The 13162-nt window shown below is 73.6% G+C and carries 10 protein-coding genes; 9 read left to right on the forward strand and 1 reads right to left on the reverse strand.

What is annotated here, in order from left to right; genetic code table 11:
- The first annotated feature begins 22 nt into the window (after positions 1 to 22).
- The 8 genes from AB0C21_RS24425 (at position 23) to AB0C21_RS24460 (ending at position 11446) form a co-directional block, all read left to right on the forward strand.
- Positions 23 to 2059, forward strand: coding sequence for an AAA family ATPase (locus tag AB0C21_RS24425; protein ID WP_500207167.1), 2037 nt, complete (start codon positions 23 to 25; stop codon positions 2057 to 2059).
- Between the two features lie 66 nt (positions 2060 to 2125).
- A complete protein-coding gene (locus AB0C21_RS24430) occupies positions 2126 to 3442 on the forward strand; it encodes an FAD-dependent oxidoreductase (RefSeq protein WP_500207168.1) in 1317 nt (438 codons plus the stop codon).
- A 9-nt stretch (positions 3443 to 3451) separates the two neighbouring features.
- Complete coding sequence (locus tag AB0C21_RS24435) at positions 3452 to 3820, forward strand: DUF3054 domain-containing protein (RefSeq protein ID WP_500207169.1); 369 nt, start codon at positions 3452 to 3454, stop codon at positions 3818 to 3820.
- A gap of 134 nt (positions 3821 to 3954) precedes the next feature.
- Positions 3955 to 5604 carry an AMP-binding protein gene (locus AB0C21_RS24440; RefSeq protein ID WP_149264969.1) on the forward strand — a complete coding sequence of 550 codons (1650 nt, stop codon included), beginning with the start codon at positions 3955 to 3957 and terminating at the stop codon, positions 5602 to 5604.
- A gap of 105 nt (positions 5605 to 5709) precedes the next feature.
- Positions 5710 to 6072, forward strand: coding sequence for a hypothetical protein (locus AB0C21_RS24445; protein ID WP_500207171.1), 363 nt, complete (start codon positions 5710 to 5712; stop codon positions 6070 to 6072).
- Between the two features lie 140 nt (positions 6073 to 6212).
- Positions 6213 to 9182, forward strand: a complete 2970-nt coding sequence (locus AB0C21_RS24450) for an AMP-binding protein (RefSeq protein ID WP_500207172.1) — start codon at positions 6213 to 6215, stop codon at positions 9180 to 9182.
- Between the two features lie 99 nt (positions 9183 to 9281).
- The gene (locus tag AB0C21_RS24455; protein ID WP_500207174.1) at positions 9282 to 10634 is read left to right on the forward strand and encodes a cytochrome P450; all 1353 of its coding nucleotides are present in this window, start codon (positions 9282 to 9284) and stop codon (positions 10632 to 10634) included.
- A 2-nt stretch (positions 10635 to 10636) separates the two neighbouring features.
- The gene (locus AB0C21_RS24460; RefSeq protein ID WP_500207175.1) at positions 10637 to 11446 is read left to right on the forward strand and encodes an SDR family oxidoreductase; all 810 of its coding nucleotides are present in this window, start codon (positions 10637 to 10639) and stop codon (positions 11444 to 11446) included.
- Positions 11447 to 11503: 57 nt separating this feature from the next.
- Here AB0C21_RS24460 and AB0C21_RS24465 read toward each other — a convergent pair whose 3' ends face one another.
- The gene (locus tag AB0C21_RS24465; protein ID WP_500207177.1) at positions 11504 to 12358 is read right to left on the reverse strand and encodes an oxygenase MpaB family protein; all 855 of its coding nucleotides are present in this window, start codon (positions 12356 to 12358) and stop codon (positions 11504 to 11506) included.
- Positions 12359 to 12460: 102 nt separating this feature from the next.
- Here AB0C21_RS24465 and AB0C21_RS24470 point away from each other — a divergent pair, with 102 nt between their 5' ends.
- Positions 12461 to 13093: a TetR/AcrR family transcriptional regulator gene (locus AB0C21_RS24470; RefSeq protein ID WP_500207178.1), complete on the forward strand. Its 633-nt coding sequence runs from the start codon at positions 12461 to 12463 to the stop codon at positions 13091 to 13093.
- Positions 13094 to 13162 lie beyond the last annotated feature (69 nt).

Consider the following 13162-nt stretch of genomic DNA (forward strand, 5'->3'; position numbering starts at 1 on the left):
GTCTTGGTTCCTGGAGGCTTCGGTGGCCGAGGGTGGGACGGTCGGGGACCGGTTGCGGCGGGCCCGGCGGCGGCGGTTCGTCGGGCGGAGCGGGGAGATCGAGCTGTTCCGCGGGGCGCTCGCGGACGGTGACTTCTCCGTGCTGTTCCTGCACGGGCCCGGCGGGGTCGGCAAGAGCGCGCTGCTCGGGGAGATGGCGGAGGCGGCGCGGCGGGCGGGGGTCGCGCCCGTGCTGGTCGACGCGCGGACGATCACACCCGAGGCCGGGGCCTTCCTGCGGGCCGTCGAGGCGCCGCGGGGGCGGTACGCGGTCCTGGTCGACACCTACGAGCTGCTCGCGCCCCTCGACGACTGGATCCGGGAGCGGTTCGTCCCTGGGCTGGCCGCCGACACCGTCGTCGTCATCGCGGGCCGGGACGCGCCGTCGCCCCGGTGGGTCGCCGACGCGGGATGGCACGAGCTGCTCCGGGTCGTCTCGCTGCGCAACCTCAGCCCCGACGACACGCGCGCCTACCTGGACGTCGAGGGCGTCCCCGCCGAGCTGCACGAGCGGATCCTGCGGCTGGCCCACGGGCATCCGCTGACCCTCTCCCTGCTCGTCGACATGATCCGGCGGCGGCGGGAGGTGCCGGGGGCGCTGAGCGGCGTGCCGGACGTCGTGCGCGCGCTGCTCGGGCGGCTGGTCGACGAGGTGCCCGGGCCCCGGCACCGGGAGGCGCTGCAGATCTGCGCGCACGCGCGGTTCACCACCGAGGAGCTGCTGCGCGCCATGGTGGGCGACGACGCCGGGCCCCTGTTCGGATGGCTGCGGACCCTGTCGTTCGTCGAGGAGCGCGAGTTCGGGGTGTTCCCGCACGACGTCGTCCGCGACATCCTCGACGCCGACCTGCGCTGGCGCGACCCGGACGGGTACGCGGCGCTGCACCGGGCGCTGCGCGCCCACCTCGTCGAGCGGGCCCGCGCTGCGCGGGAGGACGAGCTCGTCCGGCACCGGGCCGTCGCGGACATCATGTTCCTCAGCCGCGACCACCCCGTCGTCAAGGGCTACTGGCGGCTCGGCGGGCTCGGGCGGCTGTCGGTCTCGGGACTCGGCCCCGGCGACGCCGAGACCGTCCTCGCCATGACCCGCGAGCATCAGGGGCCCGAGCAGGCCCGGTTCGCGGCGCGGTGGATCGAGCGGCAGCCGGGCGCCTTCGGCGTGTTCCGGGACGACGCGGGCGAGCCGTTCGGGTATGCGGCCTACCTGGCCCTGCACGAGGCCGACGAGGAGGACCTCCAGGCCGATCCGGGGACGCGGGCGATGTGGAGCCATGCGGCGCGGCACGGCCCGCCGCGGCCCGGGGAGAGCGTGCTCGCCTGGCGGTTCTTCGTGGACACCGAGCCGGGACGGCGGCCCTCCAGGTCGGAGACCATGATCCGGCTCTGGCACGGCCAGGAGGTCATCACCCGCGGCGGCAAGGCCTGGGACCTCGTCACCGTGCCGTCGGACCGGGAGTACTGGGACCCGCTCCTGTCCTTCTTCGACTTCCACCACGCGCCGGACGCGTCCTACCGCGTGGGCGGGACGCTCTACGAGGTGTACGCGCACGACTGGCGGGTGCTCGGCGTCGACGACTGGCTGTCCCTCACCGCCGAGCGTGAGCTCGGCGCACCCGTCACCGCGGCCACGGCCGCCGCGCCCGAGCTCGTCCTGTCGCAGCCCGAGTTCGCCGACGCCGTGCGCGCCGCGCTGCGCGACCTGCGCCGCCCCGACCGGCTCGCCGGGAACCCGCTCCTGCGGTCGCGGCTGGTCCGGTCGGCCGACGACCCCGGCGCGGCACTGCGGGGCCTGCTCGAAGAGGCCGCCGAGGCGCTGCGGAACGATCCGCGCGAAGAGTCGCTGTACCGGGTCGTCGACCGCACGTTCCTGCGCCCGGCGGCCACCCAGGAGCGGGCCGCCGAGATGCTCGGGCTGCCGTTCAGCACCTACCGGCGGCACCGCAACCGGGCCGTCGAACGGATCGCCGCATCGCTGTGGGAGAAGGAGCTCTACGGAACCGGACACCACGTGGACAGCTAGTGGCCTGGCAGGTGGACAGCGGGCCGCCGCATCGTCGCCTCATCGACCGACAACGGGAGGCACGAGATGCGAAGCATCGGAGAACACGCGGTGGTGCTCGGCGCCGGCATGGCGGGGCTGCTCGCCGCCCGGGCCCTGGCCGGGGCCTATGAGCGGGTCACCGTCGTCGAACGCGACCAAGGACTGAACGGGCGATCCCGCAAAGGCGTCCCGCAGGGCCGGCACGCCCACATCCTGCTGCCGCGCGGGCAGCGGATCCTGGAGGAGCTCCTGCCCGGCGCCGAGGCGGCATTGATCGGCGGCGGCGCCGTCGTCGCCGACCCCGGCGTCGACCACCACTTCGCCCTCGGCGGCCACACGCTCGCCCGGCGGCCCGGCTCGGAACGGGCGATCCAGGCGAGCCGGCCGCTGCTGGAGGACGTCGTCCGCGAACGCGTCGGAGCGCTGCCCGGCGTCCGGTTCGCCGAAGGACGCGACGTCGTCGGGCTGCTCACGGCCGGGCCCGGCCGGATCACCGGCGTCCAGGTGATGCCGCGGACGCCCGGCGCCGCCGCCGAGGAGGTCCGCGCCGACCTGGTCGTGGACGCGATGGGACGCGCCGGACGCACCCGGTACTGGCTGGAGCGGCTCGGGCACGGCCCGGTCCCGCAGGAGGAGGTCAGGATCGGGGTCGCCTACGCCACCCGGCCCGTCCGGCTGCCGCTGGACTCCGGCGTAGGCAAGGCCGTCGTCGTCGGCCCCCGGCCGGGCAGCCCGCGCGGCATGGCGATGGTCGCCGTCGAGGGCGACCGGTACCTGCTCACCGTCGCGGGCCTGGACGGTGCGAACCGTCCGCCCGCGGACGAGGCGGGCTTCCTCGCCTTCGTCCGGACGCTCGCGCCGCCGGAGGTGTTCGACGCGATCCTCGCCGGTGAGGCGCTGGACGGGATCGCCTCGCACCGGTACCCGTCCGACCTGCGCAACCGCTACGAGCGGGCGCGGGGGCTGCCCGACGGCCTGCTCGTCACCGGGGACGCGCTGTGCAGCTTCAACCCGATCTACGCGCAGGGCATGACCGTGGCCTGCCTGGAGGCGCAGGTGCTGCGCCGCTGCCTGGCGGCGGGGCCGCGCGGGCTGACCAGGCGGTACTTCCGCGCCGTGGCCAAGGCGCTGAACGACCCGTGGCGGATGGCCGTCGCCGCCGACCTGTCCATGCCGGAGGTCGAAGGCCGGCGCGGCCCCGCGATCAGGGTCATGAACGCCTACGTGGACCGCGTCCAGGCCGCCGCCGCCCGCGACACCGACGTCGCCGAGCAGTTCTTCCGCGTCGTCGGCCTGCTCGACCCGCCCCCGGCCCTGATGCGTCCCTCCATCGTGGCGCGGGTGCTGGGCGCGGGCGCCTAGCCTGGGGGCATGCGGAATTCCTTGGCCGGGCCGGTGGACGTCTGCTGCGTGCTCGTCTTCGTCGCGATCGGGCGGGCGTCGCACGACGAGGCCGCCAGTCTGGCCGGGTTCGCGTCCACCGCCTGGCCGTTCCTCGCGGGGCTCGGCGCCGGGTGGGGCGCCATGCGGGCGTGGCGCCGGCCCGAACGGGTCTGGCCGGTCGGTGTCGGGGTCTGGGTCTCGACCGTGGCCGTGGGGATGGTGCTCCGGGCGGTGGCGGGGCAGGGGACGGCCGTCGCGTTCGTGATCGTGGCCTCGGTGTTCCTCGGGGCGGCCCTGCTCGGGTGGCGGGCGGGCGCCCGTATCGTCGCGGCCCGGAAGGTCTCCGCCGGCGTCTGAGGCGGCTTGTGGGACACAGCCAAATGACCGGTTGGTCTCTTTGCTGATCGAACCGGTTGACGGGGTCGCGCCGCCCTGGTGAAGTTACCCGCGAGTTATGTACGGGCGCGAGCCTTTCCTGTGAAGGGGACACGATGCCATCTGCGCTGCGCGACTGGCTGGACAAGCCGAACACCGGACGCGGCGTTCACCTGGCTGCCGACGACGGGGGCTGGGAGTTCCGCGACTACGGTGAGCTGGCGTCGGCCGCGCGACGCACCGCGGGAGCGATGATCGAGGAGGGCGTCCGGCCGGGCGACGTCGTGTGCCTCATCCTGCCGACGGACTTCACCTGCGTCGAGACGTACTTCGCGGTCTGGGCCGCGGGGGCCACGGTGTGCCTGATCACTCCGCCGCTGTTCCAGGACGGGGACGACTACGTCGCGCACGTGGCGGCGATCCTGCGGCAGGCCTCGCCGGCGCTGGTCGTCGCCTCCGACGGGCTGGCCGACTACGCGCGGCGGGCCATGGCCGAGGCCGGGGTCGACGGGGAGCCCTGGAAGCCGCGGCAGGCCGAGGAGGAGGCCGAGGTCCGGCCCGCGGGCGAGCTCGCCCTGCTCCAGTTCACCTCCGGGTCCAGCGGGTCGCCGCGCGGGGTCATGGTCACCTGGGACAACCTGGAGGCCAACGTCGACCTGATCACGCGGATGGCCGGGTACGAGGACGGCGACGTGACGGCCTCCTGGCTGCCGCTGTACCACGACATGGGGCTCATCGGCTGCTTCATCACGCCCATCGCGCGGCAGGGGATGCTGAAGCTGATGCGGCCCGACCACTTCATCCGCGACCCCGCACGGTGGCTCCGGTGCTTCGGGGAGGCGGCGCACACCGCGGCGCCGCCGTTCGCCTACGCCTACTGCGCGCGGCGGGTCAAGCCCGAGCAGCTGGAGGGGCTCGACGTGTCCGGGTGGAAGATGGCGCTGATCGGCGCCGAGCCCATCGACCCGCACACGCTCGAGGTGTTCGCGCAGCTCATGGAGCCGTTCGGGTTCTCCCGGACGATGTTCAAGCCCGCCTACGGGATGGCCGAGACCACGCTCCTCGTCACCATGGACGACGCCCCGCGCAGCCCCCTGGCGGTCCGGCCCGACCCGGAGGCGCTGGCCTTCGGGGAGCCCGTCCGGATCCTGGACCAGCACGCGCTCGGGGCCGGGTCGCTCGGCGCCAAGGCCGGCTGGGTCGTCGGCTGCGGGACGCCCGAGGACGACGTGCCCGTCGCCATCGTCGACGACGAGGGGCGCGAGCTGGGGAGCGGGCTCCTCGGCGAGATCGTCGTGGGCGGCCCCTCCGCCTGCCCGGGGTACTACGCGGGTGCCGAGGCCAAGTCGACCCGGTTCATGGACGGCAAGGTCTACACCGGGGACGCCGGGTTCTTCCACGAGGGGCAGTTGTTCGTCCTCGGGCGGATGGGCGACAGCATCAAGGTGCGCGGGCGCTCGGTCTACGTCGAGGACCTCGAGTCCAAGGTCGCCGAGGTGAGCGGGCTCGGGAAGGGCCGCATCGTCGTGGTCGGCGTCCCCGGGGCCGGGCGCAAGGGGCTCGCGCTGTTCGCCGAGACGCAGGACGAGGCCTGGATCGGCGGGGTGCGCGAGATGCTGCGGCGGCGCATCGGGGACGACGTGGAGCTGACGATCGTCGTCGGCGCCGGGCTGATCCAGCGCACCTCCAGCGGCAAGCCCCGCCGCCGGTACATGTGGGAGAGGCTCCAGGGCGGCCACATGGAGGGCGCGCGGATCATCACCTGAGTACGCCCCCGGGCGTAGCGGCGAAGCCTCCCCCTGGACGACGACGCTGTGCACGGCCCTCTCTCACGATGGTGTCGCCCTTCACCCCGTGAGAGAGGAGCCCTCATGTACGTCGCCTCGTCCGGCGCGCGGAGGCTGGCGGCCGCCGGCCTCGCGGTCGCGGCCGCCGCGATCCCCATGCAGATCGCCGGCGGGATGGACTACCCGGCGGTCCCGCCCGGACTGATCATCCTGACCGTCGCCGCCGCGATCGCGCTGTTCGCCCGGCCGAGGTGGGCGCTCGCCGTCCCGGCCGTCGCCGCCGCCTTCCTCACCGTGGGCGCCACCGCCGCGCCCAACGCGCGCGACGCGCTGAGCGCGCCCGGGGAGACCGTGGCGTTCGCGGCGACCCTGCTCCAGGCCGCCGGGCTCGTGGTCGGCCTGGTGTGCAGCGTCGTGGCGCTCGCGCGGCGCGCCTCCGCCGCCTGATTGCTAAAGGTGGCGATAACAGGACAACATGTCGTTGACGCTCTGAAAGGTCGACGATGCCGGCTGTTGCCAAGACGCTCCTCCGTGCTATTCGAGGGGGGACTACCCCCCTCACCCCCCGCGTCGCTCCGCTCCTGAAGGTGGGATCTCGCCTGGGATCCACCGCCCAAAATGCCTTGGAAGTCGCGCGTTTCGGGGGTTTCGATACCGACGAGGACGCGTCGCCCTGCGAGGTGGTGACCGAGCAGCGCGTCTACCGGCTGCGGCACTACTTCCCCGACGCGGGCGGCGGGCCGGTGATGCTGCTCGTCCCGCCGCTCATGATCACCGCGGAGGTGTACGACATCTCCTCGCGGGTCAGCGCCGTGCGGGTGCTGCGCGACCTCGGCGTCGACCCGTGGGTGGTGGACTTCGGGGCTCCCGAGCGGGAACCGGGAGGGCTGGAGCGGACGGTCAGCGACCACGTCCTCGCGGTCAGCGACGCGGTGGACCGGATCCGCGAGATGACCGGGCGGGACGTCCACCTCGCCGGGTACTCGCAGGGCGGCATGTTCGTCTACCAGGCGGCCGCGTACCGGCGCAGCGAGGGCATCGAGTCCGTGGTGACGTTCGGGAGCCCCGCCGACACCAGCGTCGGGCTCCCGTTCGGGCTGCCGAGCTGGCTCGCGTCCGAAGGGGTCGAGCGGATACCGGACGCCCTGCTCGGCGGGTTCGCGGTGCCGGGGTGGGTCACGCGCATGGGGTTCCAGCTCCTCAGCCCGGTGAAGTCGGTGCGCTCGCGGGTCGACTTCATCATGCAGCTGCACGACCGGGAGCGGCTCGCGCCCCGGGAGCGGCAGCGCCGGTTCCTGGAGCGGGAGGGCTGGGTGTCGTGGCCCGGCCCCGCGCTGGCGGAGTTCATCCGCCAGTTCATCCAGCACAACCGCATGCTGACCGGCGGGTTCCTCATCGGCGACCGGCTCGTCACGCTCGCCGACATCACCTGCCCCGTCCTGACGTTCGTCGGGGAGGTCGACGAGATCGCCGCCCCGCCGATGGTGCGCGGGATCCGGCGGGCCGCGCCCCGCGCCCAGGTGTACGAGGCGTCCCTGCGCGCCGGGCACTTCGGGCTCGTCGTCGGCAGCCTCGCGATCGCGCGGACGTGGCCGGCCGTCGCCGCGTGGGCGCGGTGGCGGGAGGGCGAGGCGGAGCTGCCGGAGATCGTCGCGCCCGTCGCCGGGGACGAGGAGGCCGAGTCCGCCGGGCTGCCGGGAGGCCCCGCCGGGTACGGGCTCCAGCTCGCCATGGGCATCGGGGCGAGCGCCGCGCGGTCGGCGTACCGGACCGCGTCGCGGGCCGTGCACGGGACGCGCCAGATCGGCGGCGAGGCCGCGCAGAACCTGCCCCGGCTGGCGCGGCTGGAGCGCATCCAGTCCGACACCCGCATGTCCATGGGGCTGCTGCTGGACGAGCAGGCCCGCCGGATGCCCGGCGAGGTCTTCTTCCTGTACCAGGGGCGCGGGCACACCCACGACGCCGCCAAGCGCCGCATCGACGCCGTCGTCCGCGGCCTGATCCACATCGGGGTGCGGCGCGGCGACGCGGTCGGGGTCCTGATGGGCACCCGGCCGACGGCGCTCGCGCTCGTCGCCGCGCTCAACCGGCTCGGCGCCGTCGCGGTGCTGCTGCGGCCCGACGGCGATCCGGCCGCCGAGGCGCGGCTCGGCCAGGTCACGCGGGTCATCGCCGACCCCGAGCATGCCGCGGCCGCCGCGGAGCTGGAGGACGTGCCCGGCTTCCTGCTGGGCGGCGCGGGACGCGGCGAGCGCGGCCCGCTGATGGACATGGAGGCGATCGACCCGGACCGGGTCGAGTTGCCCGGGTGGTACCGGCCCAACCCCGGCCGTGCCGGCGACCTCGCCTTCGTCGTCTTCCGCGGCGACGGCGACCGGTTGCGCGCCAGCCGCATCACCAACCGGCGCTGGGCCCTGTCGGCGTTCGGGACGGCGTCCTCGGCCTCCCTCTCCTCGTCCGACACCGTCTACAGCCTCACGCCGCTCCAGCACCCGTCCGCGCTGCTGATGAGCCTCGGAGGCGCCGTCGCGGGCGGGGCGCGGCTCGCGCTCGCGAGCGCCCGCACGGACGCCGGGTTCGACCCGCAGGCGTTCTGGGACGAGGCGCGCCGCTACGGCGTGACCGTCGCCTCCTACACCTGGATGTCGCTGCGCGACCTGGTGAACGCGCCGCCGGACCCGGCCGAGCGGCACCACGCCATCCGGCTGTTCATCGGGTCGGGCATGCCGCGCGGCCTGTGGCGGCGGATCGAGGAGAGGTTCGCGCCCGCGCGGGTCCTGGAGTTCTACGCCTCCATCGAGGGCGAGGCGGTGCTGGTCAACCTGAGCGGCAAGAAGCCCGGGGCGCTCGGGCGGCCGCTGCCGGGCAGCGCCGAGGTGCGGCTCGCCCGCTACGACCTGGAGAGCGGGCGCCTCGCCGAGGGGCCGGACGGGTTCGCGGTCGAGTGCGGGCCCGGCGAGATCGGCATGCTCCTCGCCCGGGTGCGGCTGTCGGCGATCGGGTCGGCGGCCCGCCCCGTGCGGGGCGTGTTCCGGCCCGAGGACGCCTGGACGATCACCGGGGACCTGTTCCGGCGGGACGCCGACGGCGACTACTGGCTCGTCGGGCGGGAGGCGGAGCTGATCCGCACCACCGACGGCATCGTCCCGCCGGGCCCGATCCGGGACGCGCTCGGCGACCTGCCCTACGTCGACGCCGTGGCCGTCTACGGGATCCCGGTGGGGGAGACGGAGCTGGCCGCGGCGGCCGTGAGCCTGCGGTCCGCGCCCGCGGCCGCCCGGGGCGGCTCCGCGGAGAACGCCGTCAAGCCGGTGGACCTGTCGGAGGCGCTCCTGCGCGTGGAGCCGGGGCTGCGGCCCGCGGTCGTGCGGATCGTGGACGAGATGCCGGTCACGGCGGGAAACCGGCTGTGGACGGTGCCGCTGCGCGACGAGGGCGTCCCGGCGGCGGGCGACGGGCGCGCCTTCTACCGGGACAAGGCGGGCGCGTACCGGCCGCTGACGGACGCGGCGCGGCGCCGGCTGCTCAAGGCCCCGCCCGCCCGCGAGGCCCGCTGACGCCCAAGTCACCGCGGATAAGTCTGGACTTACGCCCGGCCGTTGCGTTAGAACAAAGCGACAGATTTCGCATATTTGTTGCACGCGTCCGGAGGGGTCATGACGAGCGTTCTCGCGCCGCCGCCGCAGGGCAGCGAGCTGAAACCGGTGCCCGGCGTCCCCGGCGTCCCCTACATCGGCAGCACGCTCGCGGTGATGCGCGACCCGATCGGGATGGCCCGCAAGCGGTACGCCGAGTACGGCCCGGTCTCGTGGGGATGGCTGCTCGGCCAGCGGATGGTCACCGTGCACGGCCCCGAGGCCGCCGAGGTCGTCCTCGTCAACCGGGACAAGGCGTTCGCGAACGGGCCCGCGTGGAGCTACTTCATCGGCCCGTTCTTCAACCGCGGCATCATGCTCCTGGACTTCGAGGAGCACCTGCACCACCGCCGCATCATGCAGCAGGCGTTCACCCGCCCCCGGCTGCACTCCTACATGGACGCGATGGCGCCCGGCATCGTCAAGGGCGTCGAATCGTGGGAGCCCGGGCAGGGCTTCAAGGTCTACGACCACATCAAGAAGCTCACGCTCGACCTCGCGGTGGACGTCTTCATGGGCGTCGAACTGGACGACGCCGAGCGCGCGCGGGTCAACGGCGCGTTCATCGACGCCGTCCGGGCGGGGACGGCCTACGTCCGGTTCCCGGTCCCCGGGCTGCGCTGGCACAAGGGCCTGCGGGCCCGCAAGGTGCTGGAGGAGTTCTTCTACCGGCACCTGCCGGCCAAGCGGGAGGGCGGCGGCAGCGACCTGTTCGCGGCGCTCTGCCAGGCCGAGACCGACGACGGCGAGCGGTTCACCGACGAGGACGTCGTCAACCACATGATCTTCGCGCTGATGGCGGCGCACGACACCACCACCATCACGCTGACGACGATGGCCTACTACCTGGCCAAGTACCCCGAGTGGCAGGAGCGGCTGCGCGAGCAGTCGTTCGAACTCGGCAAGGCCCGGCCCGGCTTCGACGACCTGGACGCCTTCACCGGCATCGACATGGTGATGAAGGAGTCGATGCGGCTGGTCACGCCCGTCCCGGCGCTGCCGCGCAAGGTCGTCAAGGACACCTCCGTCCTCGGCTTCCACGTCCCCGAGGGGACGACCGTCGTGGTGCCGATGCTCAGCAACCACCACATGGCCGAATGGTGGAACGACCCCGACGGGTTCGACCCCGAGCGGTTCTCCCCGGAGCGCCGCGAGGACAAGGCTCACAAGTACGCGTGGGCGCCGTTCGGAGGCGGCGCGCACAAGTGCATCGGGCTCCACTTCGCGGGGATGCAGGTCAAGACGATCCTGCACCAGGTTCTCCAGCGGTACCGCTGGAGCGTTCCCGCGCGGTACGAATGGCCCCTGGACACCACGTCCCTTCCCTCGCCCAAGGACGGCCTGCCCGTCCGCCTCGAACCACTGGAGCAGTGAACATGAGCAAGGTCGTCGCCATCACCGGGGCCGCGCGGGGGATCGGCCTCGCCACCGCCCGCGCCCTCAAGGCCAAGGGCGCCACCGTCGTCATCGGCGACATCGACGAGACCGCCGTCAAGGAGGCCGCCGAGTCGCTCGGCGTGACCGGCCTCGTCGTGGACGTCACGTCCCGCGAGTCGTTCACCGCCTTCCTCGACAAGGCCGAGGAGGCCGCCGGGCCGCTCGACGTCGTCGTCAACAACGCGGGGATCATGCCGATCGGGCCCGTCACCGACGAGAGCGACGCCGACGCCCGCCGCTGCATCGACATCAACGTGCACGGCGTGATGCTCGGCACCAAGCTCGCCCTCGGCCGGATGCTGCCGCGCGGCGAGGGCCACATCATCAACATCGCCTCGCTCGCCGGCGTCATGTTCACCCCGGGCCTCGCGCTCTACAACGCCAGCAAGGCCGCCGTCGTCGGGTTCACCGAGGCGACCCGCCTGGAGGTGCGGGACCGCGGCGTGCACGTCAGCGCCGTCCTGCCCACCTTCACCAACACCGAGCTGACCGCCGGGACGCGCAGTCCGAAGGGGCAGAAGAACTGCGAGCCCGAGGACATCGCCGCGGCCGTCGTCGAGCTGATCGGCAAGCCGCGCCCGCAGGTCGCCGTGCCGAAGAAGCTCGGCACGCAGGTCCGGCTCGGCGCGCTGCTGCCCGAGCGGGTACGGCAGGCTACCTCCCGGCGCCTCGGCCTGGACAAGATCTTCCTGGAGTACGACCCCGACGCCCGCAAGGCCTACGACTCGCGCATCCGTTCGGGCTCCTAGCCCCGCCTGCGGCGTGCCGCCCTCATGGAAGCCTCCACAGGGGCGGCACGCCGCGGTTCAGCGCTTCTGGCGCGCCCTGCGGAAGGCGCGGCGGGCCTGCGGCAGGTAGCGGACGGACTCGGGCAGCAGCGGCCACACCCGCCCCGCCGCGCGGACGGCCGCCGCGAACCGCCGGTGGCGGCGCTCGTCGGCGGCGCTCCACGGCAGGTCCAGGAGCTCGCGCATCCGCGGGTGCAGGCCGCCGACCGTGATGAACCGGGCGACCGCGTTCAGCGGCGGCGACACCGCCCGCCACACCGGCGCCGGCACCTTCGGCGGCCGGGGGAGCCCCTTCTTCACGTAGCCGACGCCGTACCGGGCCGTCTTGTGCGGGACGATCTCCTCGTCCAGCATCCGCTTCCAGTACGCCTGGAACGCCTCCCAGTCCTCCGGCATGGCCCGGTCGCTGACCCCGTACATGCGGAACCAGGTCTTGGACTCCTCGTAGATCCGGCGCTTCTCGTCCTCGCCCAGCGGCCGGATGAAGGTCTCGACGCCGTACAGCATGTTGTCGAGGAAGGTCGCGTGCGCCCAGTAGTAGGTCTCGGGATCGAGCGCGTGGTAGCGGGAGCCGTCCGGCATCGTGCCCTTGATGCCGCGGTGGTAGTCGCGGACCTTGCGGCCCGTCTCGGGCGACCGCTCCCCGCCGTACACGGTGTCGAGGATGGGGCCGGCGGACCGCTTCAGCCGCGCGAACGTCTCGGAGAAGAACACCGAGTGGTCGAGGACGCCCTGGCCGAGCGCGGGGAGCATGTTCTGGAGCACGGCCGCCCGCGGGCCGACGAGGAGCATCCGGGTGTCGCCGAAGTACCGCCAGGTCAGTGAGCCGGGCCCGAGGGGGGCCGGGGTCCGCGCGTCGGCCTCGTCCGTCATGTGCACCGCCGGGGGTCGGGACAGAAGTACAGATCGACGATTATTGTAACTGTGTTTCATCCAGTGGCGGGGCACGGGTCCCCCGGCGGTTAGGGTGCGGGCATGACCACGGACGCGAGCATCAGGGAAGGGCTGCGGGCCCGGCTGGCGGCGCCGGACACCGGCGCCGACGATCTCGACACCCGCATCCTGGACGCCGCGCTCGCGGAGTTCGAGACCTACGGGCTGCGCCGGGTCAGCGTCGAGGACGTCGCCAAGCGGGCCGGGGTCGCGCGCACCACCATCTACCGGCGCTTCACCAACAAGGAGCAGCTGCTCCAGGCCGTGATCCTGCGCGAGTGCCGCCGCTTCCTCACCGCGATCTCGGAGGCCACCGAGGACCTCGCCTCCCCGGAGGACGCCGTCGTCGAGGGCTTCGTGGTCGGCCTGCGCAGCGCCCGCACGCACCCGCTGCTGGCGCGCGTCCTGCAGAGCGAGCCCGAGGCGTTCCTGCCGCAGCTCAGCATGAACGGCGGCGCGGTGATGCTCGCGGCCCGCGACATCCTCGCCGACCGGCTGCGCCGCGCCCGCCCCGGCGACGCCGAGGACCACGACACCGTGGCCGAGGTCCTGCTCCGGCTCGCGGTGTCGCTCCTCCTCATACCGGGCGGCGGCCTCGCCCTCGACAGCGAAGACGCCATCCGAACGTTCGCCCGCGACTACTTGACGCGCATGCTTCACCCCGGCATGAGCTGAGCGTTCCCCGGGGGCGGCGTGTCCCGTACGCTCTGGCTGTCGAATTGCGTTCTAGAACCGGAGGCGCGG

It is taken from the genome of Spirillospora sp. NPDC049024 (assembly GCF_040649235.1).
Taxonomy (GTDB): Bacteria; Actinomycetota; Actinomycetes; order Streptosporangiales; family Streptosporangiaceae; genus Spirillospora.